The sequence below is a fragment of the Moorella sp. E308F genome (assembly GCF_006538365.1).
In the GTDB taxonomy this organism is placed as follows: domain Bacteria; phylum Bacillota; class DSM-521; order Neomoorellales; family Neomoorellaceae; genus Neomoorella.
In genome coordinates, this window is record NZ_BJKN01000001.1 from 849,263 (window position 1) to 874,638 (window position 25,376).

29 protein-coding genes are annotated in these 25,376 nt (G+C 55.4%); 27 read left to right on the forward strand and 2 right to left on the reverse strand.

All coding sequences use genetic code 11. From position 1 onward, the window contains the following. The first annotated feature begins 164 nt into the window (after positions 1-164). The 12 genes from E308F_RS04280 (at position 165) to E308F_RS04335 (ending at position 9,789) form a co-directional block, all read left to right on the forward strand. On the forward strand, positions 165-929 hold the full coding sequence (locus E308F_RS04280) for an acyl-[acyl-carrier-protein] thioesterase (RefSeq protein WP_216364439.1): 765 nt from the start codon (positions 165-167) through the stop codon (positions 927-929). Between the two features lie 57 nt (positions 930-986). Further along, a complete protein-coding gene (locus E308F_RS04285; protein ID WP_141263703.1) occupies positions 987-1,247 on the forward strand; it encodes a DUF5395 family protein in 261 nt (86 codons plus the stop codon). 76 nt (positions 1,248-1,323) lie between these two features. Beyond that, positions 1,324-1,947, forward strand: a complete 624-nt coding sequence (locus tag E308F_RS04290; protein ID WP_141263704.1) for a Uma2 family endonuclease — start codon at positions 1,324-1,326, stop codon at positions 1,945-1,947. 308 nt (positions 1,948-2,255) lie between these two features. After that, positions 2,256-2,549: a 30S ribosomal protein S6 gene (gene rpsF, locus E308F_RS04295; protein WP_141263705.1), complete on the forward strand. Its 294-nt coding sequence runs from the start codon at positions 2,256-2,258 to the stop codon at positions 2,547-2,549. A gap of 23 nt (positions 2,550-2,572) precedes the next feature. Continuing rightward, complete coding sequence (locus E308F_RS04300) at positions 2,573-3,013, forward strand: single-stranded DNA-binding protein (protein WP_141263706.1); 441 nt, start codon at positions 2,573-2,575, stop codon at positions 3,011-3,013. 20 nt (positions 3,014-3,033) lie between these two features. Then, positions 3,034-3,261 carry a 30S ribosomal protein S18 gene (rpsR, locus tag E308F_RS04305; protein ID WP_141263707.1) on the forward strand — a complete coding sequence of 76 codons (228 nt, stop codon included), beginning with the start codon at positions 3,034-3,036 and terminating at the stop codon, positions 3,259-3,261. An 85-nt stretch (positions 3,262-3,346) separates the two neighbouring features. Continuing rightward, on the forward strand, positions 3,347-4,318 hold the full coding sequence (locus E308F_RS04310; protein WP_141263708.1) for a YybS family protein: 972 nt from the start codon (positions 3,347-3,349) through the stop codon (positions 4,316-4,318). A gap of 6 nt (positions 4,319-4,324) precedes the next feature. Then, complete coding sequence (gene rplI, locus E308F_RS04315) at positions 4,325-4,777, forward strand: 50S ribosomal protein L9 (protein ID WP_141263709.1); 453 nt, start codon at positions 4,325-4,327, stop codon at positions 4,775-4,777. A gap of 5 nt (positions 4,778-4,782) precedes the next feature. Continuing rightward, positions 4,783-6,714 (forward strand): Lon family ATP-dependent protease, encoded by a 1,932-nt coding sequence (gene lonC / locus E308F_RS04320; RefSeq protein ID WP_141263710.1) that lies wholly within the window; start codon positions 4,783-4,785, stop codon positions 6,712-6,714. 5 nt (positions 6,715-6,719) lie between these two features. Next, entirely contained in the window at positions 6,720-8,054 is a 1,335-nt protein-coding gene (gene dnaB / locus E308F_RS04325; RefSeq protein ID WP_141263711.1) for a replicative DNA helicase, read from the forward strand. 104 nt (positions 8,055-8,158) lie between these two features. Beyond that, entirely contained in the window at positions 8,159-8,707 is a 549-nt protein-coding gene (locus E308F_RS04330; RefSeq protein ID WP_141263712.1) for an O-acetyl-ADP-ribose deacetylase, read from the forward strand. After that, the gene (locus E308F_RS04335) at positions 8,707-9,789 is read left to right on the forward strand and encodes a DUF763 domain-containing protein (protein ID WP_141263713.1); all 1,083 of its coding nucleotides are present in this window, start codon (positions 8,707-8,709) and stop codon (positions 9,787-9,789) included. The genes E308F_RS04330 and E308F_RS04335 overlap by 1 nt, the downstream gene beginning before the upstream one ends. A 60-nt stretch (positions 9,790-9,849) precedes the next feature. Here the strand turns inward: E308F_RS04335 and hcp are convergent, their stop codons facing one another. Then, positions 9,850-11,133: a hydroxylamine reductase gene (hcp, locus tag E308F_RS04340; RefSeq protein ID WP_141263714.1), complete on the reverse strand. Its 1,284-nt coding sequence runs from the start codon at positions 11,131-11,133 to the stop codon at positions 9,850-9,852. Positions 11,134-11,350: 217 nt separating this feature from the next. Between hcp and E308F_RS04345 the strand changes: the two genes are divergently transcribed. The 10 genes from E308F_RS04345 to dusB all read left to right on the forward strand — a co-directional run bounded on the left by E308F_RS04345 (position 11,351) and on the right by dusB (position 19,180). After that, positions 11,351-12,367 carry an HD-GYP domain-containing protein gene (locus E308F_RS04345; protein ID WP_141263715.1) on the forward strand — a complete coding sequence of 339 codons (1,017 nt, stop codon included), beginning with the start codon at positions 11,351-11,353 and terminating at the stop codon, positions 12,365-12,367. Between the two features lie 18 nt (positions 12,368-12,385). Beyond that, complete coding sequence (gene folK, locus E308F_RS04350) at positions 12,386-12,964, forward strand: 2-amino-4-hydroxy-6-hydroxymethyldihydropteridine diphosphokinase (RefSeq protein WP_253260388.1); 579 nt, start codon at positions 12,386-12,388, stop codon at positions 12,962-12,964. A gap of 163 nt (positions 12,965-13,127) precedes the next feature. After that, positions 13,128-14,192, forward strand: a complete 1,065-nt coding sequence (locus E308F_RS04355; protein ID WP_253256414.1) for a Rossmann-like and DUF2520 domain-containing protein — start codon at positions 13,128-13,130, stop codon at positions 14,190-14,192. Next, a complete protein-coding gene (gene panC / locus E308F_RS04360) occupies positions 14,086-14,952 on the forward strand; it encodes a pantoate--beta-alanine ligase (RefSeq protein ID WP_253256536.1) in 867 nt (288 codons plus the stop codon). Before E308F_RS04355 ends, panC begins: the two co-directional genes overlap by 107 nt. After that, a complete protein-coding gene (panD, locus tag E308F_RS04365) occupies positions 14,897-15,283 on the forward strand; it encodes an aspartate 1-decarboxylase (RefSeq protein WP_141263717.1) in 387 nt (128 codons plus the stop codon). Before panC ends, panD begins: the two co-directional genes overlap by 56 nt. A 77-nt stretch (positions 15,284-15,360) precedes the next feature. Next, the gene (locus E308F_RS04370; protein ID WP_141263718.1) at positions 15,361-16,353 is read left to right on the forward strand and encodes a biotin--[acetyl-CoA-carboxylase] ligase; all 993 of its coding nucleotides are present in this window, start codon (positions 15,361-15,363) and stop codon (positions 16,351-16,353) included. A 141-nt stretch (positions 16,354-16,494) separates the two neighbouring features. Further along, entirely contained in the window at positions 16,495-17,076 is a 582-nt protein-coding gene (locus E308F_RS04375; protein ID WP_141263719.1) for a biotin transporter BioY, read from the forward strand. 24 nt (positions 17,077-17,100) lie between these two features. Then, entirely contained in the window at positions 17,101-17,337 is a 237-nt protein-coding gene (locus E308F_RS04380) for a DUF1284 domain-containing protein (RefSeq protein WP_141263720.1), read from the forward strand. 99 nt (positions 17,338-17,436) lie between these two features. Further along, complete coding sequence (locus E308F_RS04385) at positions 17,437-18,201, forward strand: type III pantothenate kinase (RefSeq protein WP_141263721.1); 765 nt, start codon at positions 17,437-17,439, stop codon at positions 18,199-18,201. After that, entirely contained in the window at positions 18,185-19,180 is a 996-nt protein-coding gene (dusB, locus tag E308F_RS04390; RefSeq protein ID WP_141264099.1) for a tRNA dihydrouridine synthase DusB, read from the forward strand. Before E308F_RS04385 ends, dusB begins: the two co-directional genes overlap by 17 nt. 137 nt (positions 19,181-19,317) lie before the next feature. Here the strand turns inward: dusB and E308F_RS04395 are convergent, their stop codons facing one another. Beyond that, the gene (locus E308F_RS04395) at positions 19,318-20,304 is read right to left on the reverse strand and encodes an Rpn family recombination-promoting nuclease/putative transposase (protein ID WP_141263722.1); all 987 of its coding nucleotides are present in this window, start codon (positions 20,302-20,304) and stop codon (positions 19,318-19,320) included. Positions 20,305-20,525: 221 nt separating this feature from the next. Between E308F_RS04395 and E308F_RS04400 the strand changes: the two genes are divergently transcribed. The 5 genes from E308F_RS04400 (at position 20,526) to lysS (ending at position 25,345) form a co-directional block, all read left to right on the forward strand. Further along, positions 20,526-21,071, forward strand: a complete 546-nt coding sequence (locus E308F_RS04400) for a helix-turn-helix domain-containing protein (protein WP_141263723.1) — start codon at positions 20,526-20,528, stop codon at positions 21,069-21,071. Continuing rightward, entirely contained in the window at positions 21,068-21,970 is a 903-nt protein-coding gene (locus tag E308F_RS04405) for a quinate 5-dehydrogenase (RefSeq protein WP_141263724.1), read from the forward strand. The genes E308F_RS04400 and E308F_RS04405 overlap by 4 nt, the downstream gene beginning before the upstream one ends. Positions 21,971-22,094: 124 nt before the next feature. Continuing rightward, positions 22,095-23,177: a polysaccharide biosynthesis protein gene (locus E308F_RS04410; RefSeq protein WP_141263725.1), complete on the forward strand. Its 1,083-nt coding sequence runs from the start codon at positions 22,095-22,097 to the stop codon at positions 23,175-23,177. A 208-nt stretch (positions 23,178-23,385) separates the two neighbouring features. After that, the gene (greA, locus tag E308F_RS04415) at positions 23,386-23,868 is read left to right on the forward strand and encodes a transcription elongation factor GreA (RefSeq protein WP_141263726.1); all 483 of its coding nucleotides are present in this window, start codon (positions 23,386-23,388) and stop codon (positions 23,866-23,868) included. 13 nt (positions 23,869-23,881) lie between these two features. Then, positions 23,882-25,345 carry a lysine--tRNA ligase gene (lysS, locus tag E308F_RS04420; RefSeq protein WP_141263727.1) on the forward strand — a complete coding sequence of 488 codons (1,464 nt, stop codon included), beginning with the start codon at positions 23,882-23,884 and terminating at the stop codon, positions 25,343-25,345. Positions 25,346-25,376: the final 31 nt, after the last annotated feature.

Sequence of the window (25,376 nt, forward strand, 5' to 3'; positions counted from 1 at the left end):
CGGCTGAAGTAGCTGGAAGCTGGCAATGCCCCGGTCAATGAGGAAGTCGGCTATCCTAGCTGTTTCCGGAGCTGATCAAGAAACGGGCCCAAACGATAATAGCTGGCGCTGGCCCGCAGGTCTTTGTTATGATACAATAAACTGGTAATCTCAAATAGACGCTGGTGATAAATTTGCTGGTCAGTACATACCAGAGGTCCTATGAAGTCCACTATTACGAAACCAATTTTATGTTAGAAGCCTCACCGGTCACCATCCTGGGTTACCTGGAAGAAACGGCCACCTGGCATTCAGAAACGGTAGGCAACACCATTGCCAGATTAAACGCCGCCGAACGGGGCTGGGTCGTCTACCGCTACCATCTACAGATGAACCGCTACCCCCGCTGGCGGGAAAAGATAACCGTCACCACCTGGGTGGAACGCTTCCAGCGCTGTTTCGCTTACCGCAATTTTTACATCCATGATGCCGGGGGTAACCTCCTGGGCCGGGCCGCGTCCGTGTGGATCTTCCTGGATATCGCCAGCAAAAAGCCCCTGCGGATACCGTCTGAGATAAGTGAACCTTACGGGCTTTATCCTGAGGCGGCCATTCCGGAAGGATTTGGCGAGCTACCTGGCCTGGAAACCCCAACTATGATGGCAGCATTTACTGTGGGCGCAGCAGACATAGATATCAACCACCATGCCAATAACAAGAGGTATATCCACTGGCTGTTGGAGAGCGTGCCCATGGAGGTTCACCGGCAGGCCTTTCCGTCCACCATTGAGGTTGTATATAAAAAAGACGCCCGTTACGGCGATCATATCCTCAGCCAGTGCCAGGAAGTAAAAGCCGGGAAGGGCATCAGGCAGTATCTCCACCGCCTCACCTGCCCGGAAAAGGAACTGGAATTGACCCTGGCCCGGACATCCTGGCAGGAACGCTAGATCATTTATTGTTACGGTCATATTTTGTGTTCTTCACGGCAAAGGAGCTTAAGGATAATGCGGGCAGATATAGAAGTCAGGCTCATCCACAACGGGAGGGAATGGATAGCCGGTGATGCTGGTTTTGAGGCCAGGGGTCGCACCCTGGTTGAGCTGGACCAGAGCATTAAAAACATCCTGCGGAAAAGCGGTAAATTTCAGCAGGGAACAAAAGTAACGGTCCTGATGAAATTTGATTACGAAACCATGCCCGATTATGCCCGTGTCCGGCAGTATATGCCTGCCTATTTCAACCGCGTGTTAGAAGTGGAATTATAGTAATGGTAAAAGAGGTTATTGGTCACCAAGCGAAGCGGTAAAATATCTTCAGGCAAAAAGGCGGGAGGTGGCAATAGTGAGCCTGGCCCTAAAGGAAATAGCAGTTAGCAAAGATAAGGTTTATACCTACGACGATTACTGCCGGCTACCGGAGGGAGCTCCTTACCAGCTCATCGGGGGGGAACTGGTATTGACACCATCGCCGACTTCTTACCACCAGATTATTTCTATGAAGCTCGAATTTAAAATGGTCGCTTATGTAACCGCAAAGAATTTAGGTATAGTTTTACATGCGCCTATGGATGTTTATCTCGAGGAAACTGAAACCTACCAGCCGGACATTATTTTCATTGCCCGCGACCGGATGGATATTATTAAACCTGAAAAGATCGAGGGCGCCCCGGACCTGGTGGTGGAAATCCTTTCCCCCACGACAGCCTATTATGACCTGCGCCAGAAATACAAGGTTTACGGAAAACATGGCGTCAAGGAGTACTGGATTATAGATCCCCAGGATAAATCCATTCAGGTTTTTTCCCTGGTGGAAGGCAAATTTAAACTGGACCAGGAAATTGAGAAAGAAGGAATTGTCCGTTCCGGGGTAATAGAGGGTTTTTGTGTTAATGTTGTAGATATTTTCTATAATCCTCTTATAGAGGATTATCCCGACGGAAAGCAAGAAAATGGTGGCAGCCAATAATTTGCTCCAGGGCTATTTCACAAGGTTTTCTACCTTCTATAACCCCTCATCTCCCTTTCCCTGGCAAGAAGGACCACGGTCAACACTGCCTTAATCTATCCCTACCCTGCTGGCTGGAGCGGCGGCAGCCGGCAGGGTAAGAGATAAGATATTATCACCCGCCCTCCAGGTCAGGGGGGGTTATGGTTCCCGACCTAGCAAATCTCAACCTTGCCCTCCGGGATCAATTATGCTATAATCAACCAGAAAAGCTTCCCTGCTCCACCGGTGGGTGGGGCCATAAGTCCACAGGGAGGAGGTGCTGTCATTTGCGTAATTACGAAGTTGTGTTCGTAATTAAGCCCGACCTGGAAGCCGAAGCTACGGCAGCAGTGGTGGAGAAATTTACCCGGCTGGTAGCCGACAAGGGCGGCCAGGTTATCGAGGTAGACCAGTGGGGCAAAAAGCGGATGGCCTATGAGGTACGCAAGTACCGGGAGGGCTATTATGTCCTCATGAAGTTTAAAGGCACGCCGGTCGTTGCCCAGGAACTGGAGCGGGTATTAAAGATTACCGATGAGGTAATTCGCTACCTGATCACGCGTCTGGAAGAAGCCAGCTAAAAGACAGGGGCGGTGGGAGAGGTATGTTAAACCGGGTAGTTCTAATTGGCCGGCTGACGCGGGATCCCGAACTGCGCTATACGGCCAGCGGTATCGCCGTAACAACCTTTACCCTGGCGGTAGATAGGAATTATGTCAACCAGCAGGGTGAACGGGGAACAGATTTTATTCGCATCACCGTGTGGCGAAAGCTTGCAGAAACCTGTGCCAACCACTTGAATAAAGGCCGCCTGGTGGCAGTTGAAGGCCGTCTCCAGACGCGTACCTATGAAACGCCCGATGGCCAGAAACGCCAGGCTACTGATGTTGTAGCCGACGATGTCCGTTTCCTTGACTGGCCCAAGGATGGAAAGGGCCCGAGCGGGGTTAATCCCGTTGCGGGTATGGGTGCTGATAGCTTCAGCCAGGATTTTAGCGATATTGGCACAGAAGTAGATATGGGCGAAGATGATTTACCTTTTTAGGTAAAGGGGTGGAACTGAATTTGGCGCGTGACAAGAAACGTTCCCGGAAACGGGTTTGCAGCTTCTGCGTCGATAAAATTGAGCAGGTAGACTACAAGGATGTAAACCGCCTCCGCCGTTATATCAGCGAACGGGGCAAGATTTTACCCCGCCGTATTTCCGGCAACTGTGCCCATCACCAGCGCCAGCTTACTACGGCTATAAAACGGGCGCGGATCCTGGCCCTGTTGCCATATACGGTTGAATAATAAAGGCGAAGTTCATGAGGGAGGACAGCAACTCCCTCTTTTCTATATTCGCTTAATTAATGGATAATAATTGGGTGATAATTTCATGACCGAAGGTAGGGTAGCAGCCCTGGCTGAAGGGGCCCTCATGGCAGCCCTGACGGTGGTTTTGGTGCTCACGGGCTATTTTATACCCCTTTTTCAGGTATTTACCAATATTATCTGGACGGTCCCCATTGTTGTCCTTACCGTACGCCGTAGCTTGCGCCTGGGGGTAATGGCTACCTTTGTGGCCGGCCTGGCTATAGCTTTTTTTACCGGGCCGCTAAATGCGACATTGCTATTTGTCCAGTTTGCCGGGCTGGGACTGGTCTACGGTCACCTTTTTAAAGTTAAGGCCCGGCCAGGCCTGGTGCTGATTGCCGGGGGAGTGGTTTCCCTCTTTTCTTTGCTTTTGAGCCTGGTCCTGACTTCTAAACTGACGGGATTGCCCCTGGGGGGGCTGCTCCAGGAATTTGAGGCTACAGTCAACTATACCATGGAATTTTACCGCCGTACGGGAATGCTGGAATCGGGAATGACTCCGGAGCAGTTCCAGGCCGCCCTGACCGGCATGATCAATCTCCTTAAACTCCTGTTACCGGGGATTTTAATCTCTGCTTCTATCCTGGCCGCCTTCGTTAATTACCTGGTAGCTGAAAAGGTTCTGCAACGCCTGGGCCTTATTGAGAGGGGGCTGCCGCCCTTCCGTTACTGGCAGTTACCCTGGCACGCCATCTGGGGGGTAATTGCCGGGCTGGGCCTGTGGCAGTTAGGAGATTATTACGGCCTGGCTTTTGCCCGCAAGGTAGGGATAAATATCCTTTATGTATATTTGCCCCTGCTGGCGGGTAACGGCCTGGCCGCGGTAAGCTTTATTTTTTACCGGCTGAAACTGGCTTCCTTTCTCAAGGCGGTGCTGGTTATTGTGGCCATGATCAATCTCCCGATGGCCCTGGTTTCCCTGGTAACCCTGGGTTTATTTGACCCGTTTTTCAGTTACCGGCGGCGCATCAATTCGCCTGGTGAAGGAGAGTGAGGCATTATGAAGGTTATTTTAGTTGCTGATGTCCCCAAACTCGGTAACCGGGGGACAGTGGTGGAAGTGGCTGAGGGCTACGCCCGCAATTATCTCTTGCCCCGGGGCCTGGCGGTGGAAGCTACTGCCGGGCGTATGAAAGAGTTAAACCTGGAAAAGAAACGCCAGGAGGAGAAAAAGAGCCAGGAACTGGAACAGGCACGGCGTCAGGCCGGTCTGCTCAATGGTGCTGTGGTACAGGTGACCACCCGCGCCGGTGATAAGGGCAAACTCTTTGGTTCGGTTACCAATAAAGAGATAGCCCAGGCAATTAAAAACACTTTTCATGTGGATATCGACAGGCGTAAAATAGATCTTAAAGAACCCATCAAGGCCCTGGGTAGCTATGAAGTTACCCTGAAATTGCATCCTGAAATCCAGGCCCGCCTGCGGGTACAGGTGGTGGCAGAGGGGAGTTAAAAAGAATGTCCAAAGAGATTTTGCCCGTCCTGGCCAGCGATCGTCATATGTTGGATCGCCAGGTGGCCGCTTTATATGGTGTATTATGTGATATTTACGGTACGGAGAAAGTAGTTTTAAGGGCCAGCAAGCTGGAAGCCCTGGATTTAATACGTTCCGATGACCTGGCGGCCAGGGTCCTGGCCCTGGAAAAATTGATCTATGAAGACCCTACCATCGTTGATTTACCGGCCGAAGAAGAGATACCCCGGATCCTGACCGCCCTGCAGGAAGAAATAGCCGACTTTATTGCCCGGCGGACGGTGGAAGAAAAGCTGGAGCAGCGCATTGCCGAAAGGCTGCAGGAGCGCCATGAAGAGTACATCCAGGAGGTTCGCCGCCAGGTTCTAAAGGAAAATAACGGGCCGGAAAACGCCCAGACCCTTAAAAAACTGGCTATTCTGGAAAAGATGTCCCAGATAACCTTGTCCCGGACAGCCCTGGAAGCCCTGCGGCCCCGGCGCCTGGAGGAAATCGTCGGCCAGGATCAGGCCGTGCAGTCAATACTTGCTAAACTCACCTCCCCCTTTCCCCAGCACATGATCATCTACGGCCCGCCGGGGGTGGGGAAAACGACGGCGGCGCGACTGGCCCTGGAAGAAGCCAAGAAAATAAGCAGCTCCCCCTTTAAACCCGGGGCACCTTTTGTCGAGGTGGACGGTACCACCCTGCGCTGGGATCCCCGGGAAGTGACCAACCCCCTCCTGGGCTCTGTTCATGATCCCATTTACCAGGGAGCGCGGCGGGACCTGGCCGAGAGCGGGGTGCCGGAGCCCAAGCTGGGGCTGGTGACTGAGGCTCACGGGGGCATACTCTTTATTGACGAGATCGGGGAAATGGATCCCCTGCTTCTCAACAAGCTCCTCAAAGTCCTGGAAGACAAGCGGGTAGAATTTGATTCCTCCTACTATGACCCCAGTGACGAGAGTGTTCCCCGCTATATTAAAAAACTCTTTGAGGAAGGGGCGCCGGCTGATTTTATCCTTATCGGCGCTACGACACGGGAGCCGGAAGAGCTAAACCCGGCCCTGCGCTCCCGGTGCGCGGAGGTATTTTTTGAACCCCTCACCCCTGTCCATATCCAGACTATTATCAGGGAAGCCGCTGGCCGGCTGGGGGTCAAACTGGAACCGGCGGTACCGGAACTAATCTCCGAATATACCATTGAAGGCCGTAAGGCCATCAACATCCTGGCCGAAGCTTACGGCCTCAGTCTCTATCAACAGCAGCGGAAAAAGGGCCGCCGGCGCCGGTTGATTACAGCAGAACATGTCATGCAGGTTTTAAGAAGCGCCCGCTTGACGCCCTGCGTTACCGTGAAGGCCAGGGATACCCTGGAAGTGGGCCGCGTCATGGGCCTGGCCGTAGCCGGTTTTGTAGGTTCAGTCCTGGAGATTGAGGCGATGGCCTTCCCGGCCCGGGAACCGGGGAAAGGGAGCATCCGCTTTAATGAAACGGCCGGCAGCATGGCCCGGGACTCCGTCTTTAATTCCGCTGTGGTATTTCGCCTGCTGACAGGTGAGGATTTATACAACTATGACGTCCACGTCAATATTGTCGGCGGGGCCAACATTGACGGGCCCTCGGCCGGCCTGGCCATTACCGCGGCCATTATCAGTGCCGTCCAGGAGCGGCCGATGCGCCAGGACATTGCCGTCACCGGCGAGATCTCCATCCAGGGGAAAGTCAAGCCGGTAGGCGGCGTACTGGAGAAAATCTATGGCGCCAAGCAGGCGGGCATGAAGATGGTTTTAATTCCAGCGGAAAATGCAGCCGAGGTACCGGCTGGTCTCAAAGGGATTGCCGTCCAGCCCGTGGAAAATGTAGCCGAGGCCCTGGATTACCTGATGCCGGCGGCCAGGGCCAGGGGCCGGCGGCGGTCCCGGGCAGGAGCCTGAAAACCATGGCAGGCGAACTGGAAAAGCTTCCTCCCCAGAGCCTGGAGGCCGAGCAATCCGTCCTGGGGGCCATTATGCTGGACCGGGAAGCCCTGCTTACCGTTCTGGAAATCCTTAAAGTCGAAGACTTTTACCGGGAAGCCCACCGTTTGATTTATCGCGCCATCCTGGATCTCAATGAGCGCGGTGAGGCTGTCGACCTCCTGACGGTGACGGAAGAACTTCGCCGCCAGGGGCAGCTGGAGGTGGCAGGCGGGGCTGCCTATTTGAGCTCCCTGACGGGCGATGTACCCAGTGTAGCCAATGCCGGCTATTATGCCCGCCTGGTAGCGGAAAAAGCCACATTAAGGGCCCTGGTGCAGGCAGCCGGGCGCATTACCGAACTGGCCTTAAGTCAGGCCGGCGATGTGGACCAGATTTTAGATGAGGCTGAACGTCTAATTTTTGAGGTGGCCGGGGGTCGGCGCCGCAGCGGTTTTGTGCCCGTTAAAGATGTCCTGATGCAAACCTTTGCCCATCTGGAGCGTTTAAGCGCTCATAAGGGTGAAGTTACCGGTATACCCACCTTCCATGACCTGGATAAAATCCTTTCCGGCCTGCAGCCCTCTGATCTCATCATCTGCGCCGCCCGGCCGGGGATGGGAAAGACCTCCTTCTGTCTCAACATTGCCCAGCAGGTGGCTGTTAAACAAAAGTTGCCGGTGGCCATTTTCAGCCTGGAGATGTCCCGGGAACAGGTGGTGCAGCGTATGCTGGCCGCCGAAGCCATGGTGGAACAGCACCGCTTGCGGACGGGCTACTTAACCGAAGACGACTGGGCGCGTCTGGTCAATGCCGCCGGCATCCTGGGAGAAGCCCCCATCTATATTGACGACACCCCGGCCGTCTCGGCCCTGGAGGTCCGGGCCAAGGCCAGGCGACTGCAGGCGGAAAGCGGCCTGGGCCTGGTGGTAGTTGACTACCTGCAGCTTATGCAGGCCCACCGCCGCGTGGACAGCCGCCAGCAGGAAATTGCTATCATTTCCCGGGCCATGAAGGCCCTGGCCCGGGAATTGAATGTTCCCGTCCTGGTCCTATCCCAGTTGAACCGCGGTGTTGAGCAGCGCCAGGATAAACGTCCGGTCATGGCCGATCTCCTGGAGAGCGGGGCTATTGAGGCCGATGCTGACGTGATTATCTTCCTTTACCGGCCCCAGTATTACGATCCCGACACCGATAAAAAGGGGATTGCCGAAGTTATCGTAGCCAAGCACCGCAATGGTCCTGTAGGAACGGTGGAAATGGCCTTTTTACCTGAATTCACCAAATTTGTCGATCTGGCCCCGGAACCCGTGGCATGAGTAAAGCCGGAGTTGACATAACAGCAGACCGGGGTACTAAAAGCCAGGCTTTCAATAGCGGCGGTTACCAGCCGCTCTAAGGCTATTTGAGGAGGGTCTTAGTAATGACGGAAGTCAACATTGCCGGTACCCTGCTAAAACTCCTCCAGGGGGATATTGTCGAGCAGGAGGTAGAGGCCATTGTCAATGCCGCCAATACCGGCCTGTGGGGTGGCAGCGGCGTCGACGGCGCCATCCACCGCGCCGGGGGACCGGCCATAGCAGCAGAGTGCCGCCGCATCCGGGAGGAACAGGGCGGTTGTCCCGTTGGCCAGGCGGTCATCACCTCCGGGGGCTTGCTCAAGGCGCGCTACGTTATCCATACCGTCGGGCCTGTCTGGCGCGGCGGACGGCAAGGAGAAGACGAGCTGCTGGCCAGCGCCTACCGCAGCAGCCTGCAGCTAGCGAGGGAGCGGGGAATAAAATCCCTGGCTTTTCCCTCCATCAGCACTGGAGCCTACCGCTTCCCCGTGGAGCGGGCGGCCCGCATCGCCCTGGCCACAGTTAAGGATTTTTTAGCTGCCAACCCGGGCATCTTTACCGAAGTACGCTTTGTGCTTTTCTCGCAAGAAATTCTAAATACATATACTAGGGTTTTAGAGGAAGGTTTTTAATGCGTACCGGTACGGCCAGCCTGCCCCTCCACGGCGGCCACTGCCCGCCCTGGCTTTTTGAACGCATGAAACGCCTGGGGCCGGCCATCCTGGAGATTATTGTCCGGGAATACGGTCCCCGGGAGGTGTTACGGCGCTTGAGCGATCCGTACTGGTTTCAGGCCTTCGGTTGCGTTCTGGGCTTTGACTGGCATTCTTCGGGTTTAACTACCACCCTCTGCGGCGCCCTTAAGGAGGGTTTGCGCGGCCGGGAAAAGGACCTGGGCTTTGTCATTGCCGGGGGCAAAGGTCGTACTTCCCGCCGGACACCGGAGGAAATTGCAACGGCGGCCGACAGATTGGCCCTGACTTCTTTACAACCAGGAGAGTTAATTTACGCCAGCAGGATGGCCGCCAAAGTCGACAATACGGCCCTCCAGGACGGCTACCAGCTCTACCACCACGTCTTTATCTTCACCTTTGACGGCCGGTGGGCCGTCGTCCAGCAGGGGATGAATGAAACCACGCGCCTGGCCCGCCGCTACCACTGGCTGGGCGAAGGGCTAAGGGACTTTGTCTGCGAACCCCATGCCGCTGTTTGCTGCGACGTGAAGGGTGAGGTGCTGAACATGGTGGCCAGCGAGGGTCAAGCCTCCCGCCAGGTGGTGACGGAGCTGGCCCGGGAGCAGCCGCAAAAGGTAGTAGCCGAGTTTAACCGCATTCTGGAAAGGGAATTGCCCAACCTCCCTCTCCCCTGGCGTCATGATGTTCCCCGGGCGAGCTACCTCAATAAAGCCCTGCTCAAAGTATATGCCGCCCAGCCCCGGGATTTTGCCGCCGTCCTGGGCGTGGAAGGCGTGGGTCCCAAAACCGTCCGCGCCCTGGCCATGGTTGCCGAGGTGGCCTACGGCGCACCGGCCAGCTTCCGGGATCCGGTCCGGTACAGCTTCAGCCACGGCGGCAAGGACGGCCACCCCTACCCGGTGGACCGCCGGGTGTACGATCGCTCCATTGCCGTCCTGGAGCAGGCCCTGGCATCAGCAAAGATCGGCCGGACTGATAAGCTTCAGGCCTTGAAACGGCTGGCTAAAATTTCTCCGTAAAGGTTTTGCCCCTGTGAAAAAACGCCACGTAGCGCACTTAAGCTACGTGGCGTTTTATTATTAACCCAGGATGTCCTTCAGGTCCTGTTCCGGCGTGGTAGTAGGCTTCAGGTTGTAGTTTTCCTGGAGGACCTTCAGCACATTGGGTGTTAAGAAGGCCGGCAGGGACGGGCCGATGCGGATGTTTTGAATCCCCAGGTGGAGCAGGGTCAGCAGGATGGCCACTGCTTTCTGCTCGAACCAGGACAGGACCAGGCTCAAGGGCAGCTCGTTGACGCTGCAGTTAAAGGCTTCGGCCAGAGCCAGGGCTACCTGGATGGCTGAATAGGCGTTATTGCACTGGCCTATATCGATGAGGCGCGGGATGCCGTCAATGTCGCCCAGGTCGAGGTGGTTGAAGCGGTACTTGCCGCAGCCCAGGGTTAGGACCACGCAGTCCTGCGGCACCTTCTCCACAAACTCGGTGTAGTAGTTGCGGCCCGGCTTGGCCCCGTCGCAGCCGCCCACCAGGAAGAAGTGGCGGATCTTGCCGGCCTTGACGGCCTCGATCACCTGGCCGGCTATGCTTAAGATAGCCGTGTGATGGAAACCGGTGGTCAGCTCGCCGCCGGCCTTTTCCTCCAGGGGCGGCAGGGCCTTGGCCTTTTCAATAACCGGCGTAAAGTCGCGGTTTTTAATATGAGTTACTCCCGGCAGGCCGGCAATGCCGCAGGTAAACATGCGCTCCCGGTAAGATTCCGCAGGTATTAACACGCAGTTAGTTGTACCCAGGATGGCGCCGGGGAACTCGGCAAACTCTTTTTTCTGGTTCTGCCAGGCCGAGCCGTAGTTGCCCACCAGGTGAGGGAACTTTTTCAATTCCGGGTAGGCGTGGGCCGGCAGCATTTCGCCGTGGGTATACACATTAATCCCCGTACCTTCCGTCTGCTGCAGGAGTTCATAGAGATCCAGCAGGTCATGGCCGGTAACGAGGATGCCCGGTCCTTTCTTGGTGCCGGTAGAAACCTTCGTCGGGACCGGGGCGCCGAAACGCTCTACATGGGCTTTATCCAATAATTCCATGACCTTGAGGTTCATGGCCCCGACTTTTAAGGCCATCTCTATATGACGGTTAAGATCAAAGTCGACGTTGGTTAGGGTGGTAAAAAGTGCCTCGTGCATAAAGGCGTCTACTTCTTCGTCCCGGGCACCCAGTTCCCGGGCATGGTAGGCATAGGCGGCAATACCCTTAAGGCCGATAAGGATGGTATCCTGGAGGCTGGCGATATCTTCGTTCTTACCGCAGACGCCTACCCTGGTGCAGCCGGTACCGCCGGCCGTCTGCTCGCACTGGTAACAAAACATGGTTTCTCCCCCTTTGGTGGAATTCTAAAGACACCTTTATCATAAACAAGGGCGCGAAGACAAACTGTGACCTCGGTCACAATTATAAAGCGATTTCATCAAATAATCGGCTGCGTTCTTGTTACAAATCTAAAATGGCACTGGCAGGAAATCCATATTTGGTGTCGAAAAAAATTTATTACAGTCAGTAATTAACAAAAAAAGGCGGAGGTACGCAATGGATGGCAATTCTCCCCGGCGAGGCGGGGCTGGATTGGATAAACTGGCAGGAGCTACAACCCAAATTTATGATTTTCATTCTGCAACCGTCCAGCGTACCGGGGATTATTACCATCCGTCGCCGCAGAGGAATCCGGCCAGGATACCCCATTTACCTGACGGGCCGGTAGGGGAAATTTATCAGGAAGCCCAGGAAGCTCTGAGCGATGTCTATCACCGCTGCCGCCTGGGGAGTCAGCTGGAGGTTAAAAATATCCAGGAGATAGTAGCCGACTTTCTCAACCGGATGCAGGACAACCAGAACATGTTTTTGCAGATGGCCATGCTTAAGGACCTGGACCCTTACTCTGCACGCCACTCTCTGAATGTGACTGTTCTGGCTACCCTCCTGGGTTTAAAACTGGGCCTTTCCCAGAAAGAACTCCTGGTCATCGGCGTTGGCGCCATGCTCCACGACGTGGGCAAATTGGAAGTACCGCCTGAAGTTTTATTAAAACCGGGCAAGTTAACTGCCGAGGAGTTTGCTCTTATCAAGAGCCATCCCCAGGCCGGTTATGAGCGGTTGGAGGGCGTGGTAAGCGAAGCAGTTCGCCGGGTGGCCCGGGATCATCATGAACGTTGCAACGGCAGCGGTTACCCTAAAGGATTAAGGTGGGAAGAGTTAAGCCTGGCGGCCCGGTGCGTGGCTATCGCCGATGTTTACGATGCTGTAACTACCGACCGCTGCTACCGCCCCAGGTATCTTCCCCATGAGGGCATGGAATTATTAATGGTAGAAAGCACCATGGGTAACCTGGACCTGAAACTGGTACGAGTCTTTTTGCAAGCTATTGCCAGTTACCCGGTGGGCACTACGGTGCGGTTAACGACCGGTGAAATAGCCCGGGTAATAGCCCAGGAGCCGGAGGTGCCCATGCGGCCGGTGGTTGAGGTGCTGCAGCCCCGGCGCCGCGCCGGCGAGGTTATCCGCCTCCTGACCAATCCTTCTGTTTTAATTGTGGAAGCTGAACCCTGATCCATTTTTGTAAAAACTGTGTACAGGCAGGCCGGCAGGGATATGCTATTACTGGCCAACCTGTATGGCGGGGATGATTGCATGCCGGTAAAGGGGAAAGATTTTACAACGGCTTACCTGGGTTTGGGCTCCAACCTGGGTGATCGGGAAGGGCATTTGCAGCGGGCCGTAGCAATACTTACGGCCACCGAAGGGATCGAGGTGGAACGCCTTTCTTCCTGGTATGAGACGGCCCCGGTGGGCAAGACGGGCCAGGGATGGTTTTTAAACGGAGTGGCCAGGATCAAAACCTCCATGCACCCGCGCGAGCTGCTGTCGACTGTCCTGGCTATAGAGCAGCGCCTGGGCCGGGTGCGGCGGGAGCGCTGGGGTCCCCGCAACATTGATATTGACATCCTGCTTTACGATGATTTAACAGTTAATGAACCCGACCTGCAGATTCCCCACCCCAGGATGCAAGAGCGGGCCTTTGTCCTGATACCCCTGGCAGAAATTGCCCCGGACCTTATTTTACCGGATGGCCGGCGGGCAGATGTGGCTGCTAAAGACTGTTTTCCCGGGCAGGAAGTATTGCCGTATAGTGGTTTCAGGTGTTAGAATAAAATTGGGCGCTACCTTTAAGGAGTGCACGCATTTATCCTTCGATAATACCGGCTTAAAATTATACCGCTTGGATCTATTTAAGACCGAGACGGGTGAATGAGGAATCAAGCTTCCGGCAGCTCGTCGGAAGCTTTTTATTTGGAGGAGCGTCGCAATTATGCGGGTGGGCATAATTGGAGCCGGAGCTGTCGGTACGGGGATGGGCATATTATTGCGCCGGCGGGGATACACCATCGCCGGTGTAGCCAGCCGTACCCCTGCTTCAGCCCGGCGGGCGGCAGCAAGGCTGGCCTGCCCGGTCTTTGCGCAGCCGGAAGAAGTAGCCCGGCAGGCCGACCTGATCTTTATTACCACCAGTGACCAGGCCATCGGCCCGGTGGCAGCCGCCATTGCCTCGAGAAACGGCTTTCGCCCCGGGCAAACGGTCATTCATATGAGCGGTTCGTTAACTTCAGCCGTCCTGGACCCGGCCCGGCGGGCCGGTGCCCTGGCCTTGAGCCTCCATCCCCTCCAGTCCTGTGCCGATGCCGACCGGGCGGTGGCCAACCTCCCCGGGTCGGTTTTCAGCCTGGAAGGCGATCGGGAAGCCCTGCCTCTGGGGAAACGCCTGGTAACCGAACTGGGGGGTGAGTATTTCCTCATCAGCCCCGGGGCCAAACCCCTTTACCATGCGGCCGCCTGCGTCGCTTCCAACTACCTGGTCAGCCTCATAGATTTAAGTCGCCGGCTCATGCAGGCGGCCGGCATGGAACCGGAGATGGCGGCCCGGGCCCTGGCGCCATTAATTAAAGGCACTTTAGATAATATTAATGAAAAGGGAATTCCCCAGGCCCTGACCGGTCCCATTGCCAGGGGCGACTTTGTTACCATCAGGGATCATTTAAAGGCCATGGAAGCCGCTGTTCCCGAACTGGGCGAGATTTACCGCGCCCTGGGACGCTATACGGCCGACCTGGCCGGCCGTAAAGGCAGCATCGACGCCCGCAAGGTAGCCCTGTTCGGGCAAATCCTGGCTACCAAATTTGATGCGATGAGCAGGCGGGCAGAAGATTTTATTTTTAAAGGAGCTGACGGTATTGGAGCTGTTGACAACAATTGCCGCGGTACGCAAGTTTGTGGCGGCAGCCAGGCAACAGGGCAAGAGCATAGGCCTGGTCCCGACCATGGGTTACCTTCACGAGGGCCATTTAACCCTGGCCAGGACGGCCAGGGAGCAGAATGACGTCGTTATTATGAGCATTTTTGTCAACCCGACCCAGTTTGGCCCCGGGGAAGACCTGGAGCGTTATCCCCGGGACCTGGAAAGGGATCAAAAGCTGGCTGCTGCCGCGGGTGTCGACGCCATTTTTGCCCCTGCGGTAGCAGAAATGTACCCGCCCGGCTATGCCACCTATGTCCAGGTCGAGGGCTTGACGGAAGTTCTCTGTGGCGCTTCCCGGCCGGGTCACTTCCGGGGCGTGGCTACGGTGGTCAGCAAGCTATTTAATATCGTCCAACCCGACCGCGCCTATTTCGGCCTCAAGGATTACCAGCAGGCGGTAGTGATCAAGCGCCTGGTCAGGGATTTAAATTTTCCGGTTGACATAATCACCGTTCCCACCGTACGGGAGTCCGACGGCCTGGCTTTAAGTTCACGGAACAAATATTTAAGCCCGGAAGAGCGCCAATCAGCCCTGTCCCTCTATCGGGCTTTGAACATCGGGGCCGACCTTATCCGCTCTGGCGAACGCCGTGCTGCCGTAGTCCGGGAAGCCATGGCTCAGGAAATTTTATCCCGGCCCGGGACGCGAATAGATTATGTGGCGGTAAATGACGCAGAGACTCTTGAACCTTTAGACGAAATCAAGGGCCGGGTGCTGCTGGCCCTGGCCGTTTGGGTGGGCAACACCCGTTTAATTGATAATTTGACCCTGGAGGTAAAAGACGATGTGGCGCACCATGATGAAAAGCAAGCTCCACCGGGCGACTGTCACCGAGGCTAACCTCAATTATATCGGTAGTATTACCATCGACAGCGAACTGATGGCCGCGGCCGATATTTTGCCCAACGAGAAAGTGCAGGTGGTCAACAATAATAATGGCGCCCGCCTGGAAACCTATGCCATCCCCGGGCCTCCCGGCAGCGGGGTTATCTGCGCCAACGGGGCCGCCGCCAGGCTGGTCCAGCCCGGCGATGTTGTCATCATTATCTCCTACGGTATATTTACCGACGCCGAGGCCAGGTCCTATCAACCGCGGGTCATTCTCCTGGATGGCCAGAATAAAATAAGCGAGGTCAGGGGCGGGGAACAGCCGCGGGAAGTCTGGGTGTGAAGAAAGACAGGAAAAATGTTAACCCAGATGGCGGGCGGATAGTTGACAACCATAAAAAGGAAGATTAAAATATAATCATGGGCATAGAAGGCAGCAAGCAACAGGTATTAGAGTATCTGCGCCGCCGCCGGGGCGAATACATTTCTGGTGAAGAGCTGAGCAAAAAGCTTGCCATCACCAGGACGGCCGTGTGGAAACATATCCAGGCTTTACGCCAGGAAGGCTATCGGATTGATGCCCAGACCCGCCGCGGCTATTGCCTGCTGTCCGTCCCGGATTGCTTTTATCCCGAGGAAGTGGCCGCAGGCCTCAAGACGTCCTGGCTGGGACGGAACCTTTACTATTACGACGAAGTGGGTTCTACCAACCAGGTGGCCAAAGAACTGGCCGACGGCGGGGCACCGGAAGGGACAGTGGTCGTCGCCGAGGGCCAGACAGGCGGCCGCGGCCGGCGGGGGCGTTCCTGGCTCTCGCCGCCCCGAAAAGGCATCTGGTTCTCGGTTATCTTGCGCCCCCGGGTGGTTCCGGTCCTGGCTTCCCAGCTGCCCCTGCTGGCGGCAGTAGCCGTGGCGGCAGCCATCCGCCAGAGAACTGGCCTCCCCCCGGGTATCAAGTGGCCCAACGATCTCCTGGCCGGCGGGCGTAAAGTCTGCGGCATCCTGACGGAGATTAAAGCCGAAATTGATGCCCTCGAGTATGTTGTCCTGGGTACAGGCTTAAACGTCAACGTTGAGGCGGATGATTTTAGCCCCGAGGTTAGACCCCTGGCTACCTCTTTATTTTTAGAACTGGGGCGACCGGTGGCGCGGCTGCCTTTATTCCAGGAGATATTGTACCAGTTGGAAAAATGGTATGAGCGCTGGCAGGAGGAGGGTTTCGATCCTGTCCGGCGGGCCTGGAAAGAGGCGAGCGTGACCCTGGGCCGGGAGGTGGAGGTTAACTCCTGGCGGGAAGTTTTCCGGGGCGTGGCTGTAGATATTGACGCTGAGGGCGCGCTGCTGGTCCGGGGTGCTGGTAGTGAGGTCCGGCGTTTTACCGCAGGGGAGGTGAGCCTGCGGACGGCAAGCTAAATTTTTTGTCATATATGTTAACCTATATATAGCAAATGGTTAACAATAAAAACAAGAAACCATTTGCGGTAGCGAGCCGCCGTAAGCTGCGGGCTGGAAAATGCCAGCCCGCAATAGCTGATTTAGGAGGAGGAATCTTCTATGCGTACTAAAGATATGGCCTTGGTGGCCCTTTTTGCCGCCCTGGTAGCCGTCCTGGCCCAGGTGGCTATTCCCCTGCCCTTTTCACCGGTACCCATTACCGGCCAGGTCCTGGGAGTATTCCTGGCCGGTGCCATCCTGGGTAAAAATAGAGGTACCCTGGCCATGCTCGTTTACTTACTTCTGGGGGCCATTGGTTTACCCGTCTTTGCCCGTGGCGGAGCTGGCCTGGCGGCCTTTGCCAGCCCGTCGGGGGGATACCTCTGGGGTTTTGCCCTGGGGGTCTACCTCATGGGCCTGGTCCTGGAAAGGGGTAAAGGGGAGCCGGGTTACGGCCGCCTGGCTGCCGGCATGCTCACCTGCCTGGTAGTAATCTACGTTCTGGGTACTTTACAGTTGATGTACCTCCTGCATCTTAATCTGATGAAAGGTCTTCTCCTGGGGGTTCTGCCCTACATCCCCCTGGACCTGGCCAAACTGGTCCTGGCAGCAGCCATCAGCCTCCAGGTCCGGCGGGCGCTGCAGCAGGCAGGGTATCTACCAGCCCGTGAGTTGGAAGAGCAGTCTGGGGAAAGCAGTTAGTTATTCAGTCCCCAATCGCTATTAATCATCATTAATGATTATGATGTCTGGTGCCGGGCCTGCCCCAACCAGGGTACAGATAACTGTACCACTGCGGTGGCGCGGGATAACCTGGTGCTAAAGCATCTGGGCCTGGTACCCGGTACCGCCCTGACCTGGGCCGCGGCCTGGGAACTTGTTGGCCGCAAAGTTGATAAAAATGCGGCCGGTCGCCTCTGCGCCGGTTGCCCCTGGCTGGCCGGCGGTTATTGCCGATGGTAACTAACCCCTTAACGGGGTTATTTTTTTACCGGCAGGAAAGAGGATAAAGCCGGGTACTGTGGAATAATTGAAGTTGAAAAGAATGGAGGGGATGAGGCCATGTTACTGGCCATAGATATCGGCAATACTAATATTGTCATTGGCCTTTATAAAGGTAAGGAGTTGCAATGCCACTGGCGCGTAGCCAGCGACCGGCAGAAGACAGCCGATGAATACGGCCTGATTTTACGTCAACTGTGCCATTACCAGGGGGTGGACCTGGAGGCCATTAAAGCCGTGGTCATGGCTTCCGTGGTGCCGACTTTGACCCAGACTTTGACCATGATGCTTAAAGATCAGTTTAACTGCCGGCTGCTGGTAATCGGCCCCGGGGTAAAAACCGGGATGCCCATCCGCTTTGACAACCCCAGGGAGGTAGGTGCCGACAGGATTGTCAACGGCGTGGCCGTCTATGAACTGTATGGTGGCCCGGCCATTGTCGTGGACTTCGGGACCGCTACCACCTATGACGCCATTTCCGCCAGCGGCGAATACCTGGGCGGGGCCATCGCTCCCGGGATTGGCATCGCTACGGATGCCCTTTTTGCCCGGGCGGCCAAACTGCCCCGGGTGGAACTCGTCAGGCCGCCCCAGGTAATCGGTAAAAATACCGTAGCCTGCATGCAGGCGGGGATAATGTATGGCTTTATCGGCCAGGTAGAAGGAATTGTTAAGCGCATGCAGGCCGAGATGGGGGGGCGGGCCGTGGTGGTAGCCACCGGCGGCCTGGCCGGCTTGATAGCACCTGAAGTTAGCTGCATCGATAAGGTTGATCCCCTGTTAACCTTGGAGGGTTTGCGGATTGTCTATGAGCGCAACAGTTAAAATTGGCCCGGTTACCCTGGCCGCACCCCTGGTGACGGCACCCATGGCGGGCTTTACCGACCGCATCTTTCGCCACCTCGCCAGGGAAGCGGGGGCGGCCTTAACCTATACAGAAATGATCAGCGCCCAGGGTCTTATCTATCAAAGCAAGGCTACCTGGGCGCTCCTGGATGTAAAGGACGAACCTGGCCCGGTTACTGTCCAGCTCTTCGGCCGCGAGCCGGAAATCCTGGCCAGGGCTACCAAACTGGCTGTGGCCGCTGGGGCGGATATTGTTGATTTAAATATGGGCTGCCCGACACCCAAGATAGTGAAAAATGGCGAGGGAGCGGCCTTGATGCGCGATCTACCCCTGGCAGCGGCCATTGTCGCCGCCATGGTTGAGGCTGCCGGCCCGGTGCCGGTAACGGTCAAAATGCGCAAGGGCTGGGATGAAAATTCCGTAAATGTTATCGAGGCAGCCCGGGCGGTGGTTGAAGCCGGGGCGGCGGCGGTAGCCATCCACGGCCGCACCCGCAGCCAGTTTTACAGCGGGCAGGCCGACTGGGATTGCATCCGCCGGGTAAAGGAAGCCGTACCGGTACCGGTCATTGGCAATGGTGATATCAGGACACCGGCAGACGCCGTAGCCATGCTGGAACAGACAGGTTGCGACGCCGTCATGGTAGGCCGGGCTGCGATAGGCAATCCCTGGCTTTTAACGGCCATCCGCGCCCGCCTGGAAGGCCGGTCGGAACCTCCACCACCGGATGTAGCCACACGTATGGCTATGGCCATTCGCCATTTAAACATGATGGTAGAGCTGAAAGGTGAAAAGAAGGCAGTAAAAGAAATGCGGAAAGTTTTGGCCTGTTACCTGCGGGGTTTACCGGGGGCAGCCCGCCTGCGCCAGCACCTATATACCCTCGATACCGCGGCGGAAGTCATCGCCACCCTGAATGCTTATAGCCGTGTCTATCCTGGCCGACCTCACGTATAAAATTACTGCTCCAGCTGTTTCTTCAGCGCGGTGATTTCGTTAGCTAATTCAAAGCTACGATGCGCGGTGATTTCGTTAGCTAATTCAAAGCTACGATGGTAGAAACACGGTTATAATAGCCAAAAACCTGGAGAAGTTCAATGTTCAAGTTGCCTTCTCAAGGTGTTTATCTCTTCCGGGGTAAGCCCTGTGGCCTTGATAATGGTGTTGACGTCGACGTTGAGCAGGAGTAAGTTTTTGGCTACTTCTAACTTTCCTTCTAACTTTCCTTCTAACTTTCCTTCCAGTTTTCCTTGCAATAAAATCTCTTGCCTCATTTCATCCAGAGCTATTTCCAGGTTGCTAATCATTTGTTCCACCTCCCAGGGGTTGTTGGCATCCAGGATGCAATCCACTTTTGCCTGTATGCCGGCTGGCATTTTAGGTTTGATAACGTGCTTCAGCCAGGTTGTTATATGACGGAACTCATCGGGAGTCATGGTCTTTATTGCTCCCGCTAGTTTTTGGAGGCGTATCATCAGTTCTTCCGGTTTGGCTTTTTGGTCCAGTAAAAATATGCTGGCGATTACATTGGCAGCTTTGACGAGCTCTTCTTCGCTGTAACGGTTGACGTCAAACAACAGGTAGTGGAAGTCCAGCAGATGCCTGCTGAAATTCTGGTAACCGTCTAGCATTTCTTTGAAGGATAGTTCCGCCGTCCAGTTATTAGCCCCGTTATAGAGCACTGCCGGTATGATGGGCGGCAGGCGGAAATTTTTGCTCTCCCGTTCGCCCTGCGGGGTGTTGTTGTAGATTTCCCGCCAGATTTCGACCATATATAGCAAAAGGCGGAAGGGCATCAGATAGTCTACCGTTGACTGCAGCTCCAGCAGGATGTAAAAGATGACATTATTATCCCTGGTCTTGAGCCGGTAGACGACATCGGCTTCTTTCTCGCTGAAATCCTGAAGGACGTAGGATTTATTCACCAGGATAAGGTCGTTTTCGTCGATGGCCGCCACCCATTCTTCCCGGACGAAGGTCTTTAAGAGTTCCAGGAACACTCTTTTGTCGGCCAGGAGCTGCCGATACCCCTTGTCGTGGGGGTGGTGGGGAGGCGGGGGTTGCCCTTCGTTTTCCGGCAAGGGATCACCTTCTTCTTGATACCATTATACCATGTTTTTGATGCAAGTGATAGTTTGCGGAAAGCCGATGATGTACGGGTTTTGAAAAGATTGTTTTGCTCGCTCTGTCGTCCTCGCGGAGCGGTCTGTTGAGGGACCTGCTAAACTACCTTGCCAGGACGGTTTTATTTTGTTATAATCTCCCTGTGCACATATCTGTGCACAGAGGAGTAGACTTTCTAATGGACCTGATCCGGATTGGCGACAGGCTTATCAGCCGGCGCAAGATTAACTCCATCCTGGAGCGCATCTTTACATTGCGCTGCCAGGGTTTTTCCCAGCAGGAGACAGCCCGGCAGATAGGCGTCGACCGCTCCTTTGTCTCCCGTTTAGAAACCCTGGGCGAGGTACGGCGCGGCCGACGTATAGCTGTGGTAGGTTTTCCGGTAGCCAATAAAGCCGAGCTGGAAAATATGCTGCGGCAGGAGGGCGTAGAATACATCTTACTTTTAACCGATGCCGAGCGCTGGGATTTTGTCCGCCAGAAAAGCGGGCTGGAGTTGTTGAACCAGCTGATGGAGATTGTAGGCCGGGTGCGGGACTACGATGTCGTCATCATTATCGGTTCCGACTACCGCATCAAGGTCAGCGAAGCGCTGCTGGGACGAGAAGTGGTGGGCGTGGAGATCGGCCCTTCCCCCATCCAGGGTGACCGGGAGGTAGATGTCGAGGGATTGCGCGCCCTGGTACGCCAGCTGGGAAAAAACAAAGGAAGGGATAAAAAATGAAACGAGTGGTCAGCATCAGCCTGGGTTCCTCTAAACGGGATCACCAGGTGGAAGCTGAATTCCTGGGAGAAAAGTTCCGCATCGAGCGCATCGGTACCGACGGCGATATGGAGCGGATGATTAATCTTATCCGGGAACTGGACGGGCAGGTGGATGCCTTCGGCCTGGGAGGGATGGACCTCTACATCCGGGTAGGCACCAGGCGTTATCTCCTCCGGGATGCGGCTAAAATAGTCCGGGCGGCCCGGCTGACTCCCATAGTGGACGGCGGCGGCTTAAAGGATACCCTGGAGCGCCGGGTGATAGCCTACCTGGCCCGGGAAGGTATCCTGGATTTCCGGGGGAAAAGGGTGCTCATGGTTAGCGCCGTCGACCGTTTTGGCATGGCTGAAGCCCTGGACGCTGCCGGGGCCGATCTTATTTGCGGCGACCTGATTTTTGGCCTGGGTATACCCGTACCCATCCGTTCCCTGGCAAAATTCCAGCGGGTGGCCTACCTGGCGGCACCCTTTGTACGCCTGCTGCCCTTTAAACTCCTTTATCCTACGGGTAAAGAGCAGGAGAAGATCGACAACCGCTATCAGCGTTATTACGAAGGGGCGGAGATTGTTGCCGGGGATTTCCTCTTTATTCGCCGTTACCTTCCCCCGGAGCTGCCGGGGCGGGTAATAATCACCAATACCGTTACCAGCGCCGACATCGAAGAACTGCGCCGCCGGGGTATTAAAACTTTGATAACTACCACGCCGGAATTTAACGGCCGCTCCTTCGGTACCAACGTCATGGAAGGCGTGCTCTTAACCTTGAGCGGAAAAAAGCCGGAGGATGTCACCCCGGAAGATTACAACCGCCTCCTGGACCGGCTGGAATTTAAACCACGCATCGTAAATTTGAATTGAGCTACATTATGGGAAAGCCGCCCGCGGCGGTGCTGCGCCACCAGCGGACGCAGGAGAAGGAGGAGGGCGGCCTCCGACAAACCTGCCGCTTCCCCTATCTATTCTTCGAAGGAGGGCTCATTCCTTGCACAAGTTCGCCTTCATGATCCACCCCCTGGATATCAGTGATATTACCAGGAAATTTCCTCTCGCCCGCCACTTGCCCTCCAGTCTCCTGGAACGGGCGACACGTTATCTCCCCCCTTTGAAAACCTCGCACATTACCGGCGTCCGTTCTCCCTACGCAGAAACTGAAGGGTGGTTTGTAGCCTGTCCCCTGACTTCACGCCAGATGGTAAGCCTGCCGGAAAAATTTGTAATGGAACGGATTATTAGCACCGGCCGCCTGGCGGAAAAACTGGGCGCCGAGATCCTGGGCCTGGGGGCCATGACTTCCGTAGTCGGCGATGCCGGGATTACCGTGGCCCGCAATTTAAATATAGCGGTGACCACGGGCAACAGTTATACCGTAGCTACGGCCATAGAAGCTACGGAAAAGGCGGCGGCCATGATGGATATTGACCTGCCCCGGGCCGAGGTAGCTATTGTTGGGGCCACAGGTTCCATTGGCGCCGTGTGCGCTAAAATCCTGGCCCGGCGCTGCCAGCATCTAACCCTTGTTGCCCGCAATGAAGCTAAACTGTTCCGCCTGGCCGGTGAGATAAAGGATATGACTGGTGTAAAGGCCAGGATAACCAGCCATTCCCAGGAAGCCATCCGTCGCGCCGATGTTATTATCACCGTTACCTCAGCGGTAGACACCATCATTGAGCCCGGGGACCTGAAGCCGGGAGCGGTAGTCTGCGACGTAGCCCGGCCCCGGGATGTTTCCCGGCGAGTAGCCGAGATGCGCGACGACGTGCTGGTGATTGACGGCGGGGTGGTCGAGGTACCGGGCAATGTCAACTTTAACTTTAATTTTGGTTACCCGCCGGGTTTAGCCTATGCCTGCATGGCCGAAACCATGATCCTGGCCCTGGAGGGGAGAATTGAAAACTTTACCCTGGGCCGAGAGTTAACGGTAGAACAGATTGATACCATTAACCGCCTGGCGGCCAAACACGGCTTTCGCGTGGCCGGCTTCCGTAGTTTTGAGCTCCCGGTTTCCGAAGCCAGGGTGGCAGCCATCCGCGAGCAGGCCCGACGCAAAGCAGCCCTGCCTCGTTAACTTTTAGAAAGGTATTGACATGGTAACCGGGCAAGCCTATAATACCAGTAAACGAGCGGACTATGGCACAACAAGCACTGGGGCAACCTCCGGTGCTTGTTATGGTACTTGGACCTGTGGATCGGCCGCATAAAGGAGCGAAAAAGGACATATATTGAGATAGCACCGGTGCTTATAAGTGATGCGGTAATTGAAAGGGAGCGAGAGGATGGCAGAAAAAGAAACCTTATTAACCCTGAGCGGATTGAAGAAGCTGGAAGAAGAGCTGGAGTACCTTAAATCTGTAAAAAGGCGGGAGGTCGCCGAACGTTTAAAGCAGGCCATTGAGTTCGGCGACCTCAGCGAGAACTCTGAATACGAGGACGCCAAAAACGAGCAGGCCTTCATTGAAGGCCGTATTCTTACCCTGGAAAAAAAGCTGCGTAACGCCAGGGTTATTGACGCCAGCGAGGTACCTGGTGACGTTGTCTCCCTCGGCTCCCGGGTCACTTTAAAGGACTTGGACGCAGGGGAGGAACTGCAATACGAAATTGTCGGCTCTATGGAAGCCGATCCGGCAGAGAATCGGATTTCCAACGAGTCGCCGGTAGGCAAGGCCATCCTGGGCCATCGTATTGGAGAAATAATAAATATTCAGGTACCGGCCGGAACCCTGCGTTACCAGATAGTAAATATAACCAGAGGGCAATAGGGGGAACAATAATTTGGAAGTCGAGAACGATTTAATAGCGGTGCGCCTGGAAAAGTTAAAGGAACTTCAGGAGGAGGGCATCGACCCATACGGGGGACGTTTTGAGCGTACCCATACCACAGCAGCCGTTCACCGGCATTTTGAAGAACTGCAAGGGCAAGAAGTAACCCTGGCCGGCCGTATCATGGCCATCAGGGGCCATGGTAAAGCCTCCTTTGCTGATTTGCAGGACCGGGACGGACGGCTCCAGCTTTATATTCGTATCGATAATGTTGGGGCGGAAACCTATGAGTTTTTCCGCAAACTGGACATCGGCGACATTATTGGTGTTAAAGGCAGGGTCTTTCGTACCCACCGCGGGGAAATCTCCCTGGAAGTCCATCAGCTAACCCTGCTGTGTAAGAGTTTGCGTCCTTTGCCGGAAAAATGGCACGGTTTGAAGGACGTAGATTTGCGCTACCGACAGCGTTATCTCGACCTCATTGTTAACCCGGAAGTAAAGCAGGTATTTATTACCAGAGCCAGGGTTTTACGGGCCATACGCACTTTCCTGGACAACCAGGGCTTTTTAGAGGTGGAAACACCGAGCATGCATACCATCCCCGGCGGCGCAGCAGCCCGGCCCTTTATTACCCATCACAATGCCCTGGATATCGATCTCTATTTACGTATTGCCCTGGAGCTGCACTTAAAGCGGTTGCTGGTCGGCGGCCTGGAAAAGGTCTACGAGATGGGCCGCATTTTTCGCAACGAAGGCATATCTACCAAACACAATCCCGAATTTACCATGATCGAGTTGTATCAGGCCTATGCCGACTATGAAGATATGATGACCCTCCTGGAAGAGATGGTAGCCTTTGTCGCCAGGGAAGCAGTAGGGACGACCACCGTTACCTACCAGGGCGAAGAGCTGGATTTGACCCCGCCCTGGCCGCGGTTAACCATGTTTGCAGCCATTGAAAAGTATACCGGAGTGGACTTTTCCCGGATAACAACAAGGGAAGAGGCATGGCGGGCGGCAACGGAACTGGGCGTGGAACTCGAACCCGGCCTGGACTGGGGTAAAATTGTGAACGAAATCTTTGAGACCAGGGTGGAACCCCATCTGATACAGCCCACTTTTATCCTTGATTACCCGGTGGCCATTTCTCCCCTGGCCAAGAGGAAAAAAGAAAACCCGGAACTAACTTACCGCTTTGAAGCCTTTATTGCCGGGCGGGAACTGGCCAATGCCTTCTCCGAACTGAATGATCCCCTGGACCAGCGTCGGCGTTTTGAGGCTCAGATGGCTGCCAGGGCCGCTGGTGATGAAGAAGCCCACATGCTGGATGAAGATTTCCTGCGCGCCCTGGAATATGGTATGCCCCCGGCCGGCGGTATGGGTATCGGCATCGACCGCCTGGTAATGCTCCTGACGGACTCCCCTTCCATCAGGGACGTTATCCTATTCCCCACCATGCGTCCCAGGGAAGAATAAGCAAAACGGAGTATCGGGCAGAAAAAAACAA

Bases quoted from the DNA above. Each gene is read 5' to 3' on its own strand.
- E308F_RS04310 (WP_141263708.1), top strand. From the start codon at position 3,347: ATGACCGAAGGTAGGGTAGCAGCCCTGGCTGAAGGGGCCCTCATGGCA.
- E308F_RS04330 (WP_141263712.1), top strand. From the start codon at position 8,159: ATGACGGAAGTCAACATTGCCGGTACCCTGCTAAAACTCCTCCAGGGG.
- dnaB (WP_141263711.1), top strand. From the start codon at position 6,720: ATGGCAGGCGAACTGGAAAAGCTTCCTCCCCAGAGCCTGGAGGCCGAG.
- E308F_RS04375 (WP_141263719.1), top strand. From the start codon at position 16,495: ATGCGTACTAAAGATATGGCCTTGGTGGCCCTTTTTGCCGCCCTGGTA.
- panD (WP_141263717.1), top strand. From the start codon at position 14,897: ATGTGGCGCACCATGATGAAAAGCAAGCTCCACCGGGCGACTGTCACC.
- lonC (WP_141263710.1), top strand. From the start codon at position 4,783: ATGTCCAAAGAGATTTTGCCCGTCCTGGCCAGCGATCGTCATATGTTG.
- E308F_RS04385 (WP_141263721.1), top strand. From the start codon at position 17,437: ATGTTACTGGCCATAGATATCGGCAATACTAATATTGTCATTGGCCTT.
- greA (WP_141263726.1), top strand. From the start codon at position 23,386: ATGGCAGAAAAAGAAACCTTATTAACCCTGAGCGGATTGAAGAAGCTG.
- E308F_RS04405 (WP_141263724.1), top strand. From the start codon at position 21,068: ATGAAACGAGTGGTCAGCATCAGCCTGGGTTCCTCTAAACGGGATCAC.
- hcp (WP_141263714.1), bottom strand. From the start codon at position 11,133: ATGTTTTGTTACCAGTGCGAGCAGACGGCCGGCGGTACCGGCTGCACC.
- E308F_RS04335 (WP_141263713.1), top strand. From the start codon at position 8,707: ATGCGTACCGGTACGGCCAGCCTGCCCCTCCACGGCGGCCACTGCCCG.
- E308F_RS04355 (WP_253256414.1), top strand. From the start codon at position 13,128: ATGCGGGTGGGCATAATTGGAGCCGGAGCTGTCGGTACGGGGATGGGC.
- E308F_RS04345 (WP_141263715.1), top strand. From the start codon at position 11,351: ATGGATGGCAATTCTCCCCGGCGAGGCGGGGCTGGATTGGATAAACTG.
- E308F_RS04370 (WP_141263718.1), top strand. From the start codon at position 15,361: ATGGGCATAGAAGGCAGCAAGCAACAGGTATTAGAGTATCTGCGCCGC.
- rplI (WP_141263709.1), top strand. From the start codon at position 4,325: ATGAAGGTTATTTTAGTTGCTGATGTCCCCAAACTCGGTAACCGGGGG.
- dusB (WP_141264099.1), top strand. From the start codon at position 18,185: ATGAGCGCAACAGTTAAAATTGGCCCGGTTACCCTGGCCGCACCCCTG.
- E308F_RS04285 (WP_141263703.1), top strand. From the start codon at position 987: ATGCGGGCAGATATAGAAGTCAGGCTCATCCACAACGGGAGGGAATGG.
- E308F_RS04400 (WP_141263723.1), top strand. From the start codon at position 20,526: ATGGACCTGATCCGGATTGGCGACAGGCTTATCAGCCGGCGCAAGATT.
- E308F_RS04300 (WP_141263706.1), top strand. From the start codon at position 2,573: ATGTTAAACCGGGTAGTTCTAATTGGCCGGCTGACGCGGGATCCCGAA.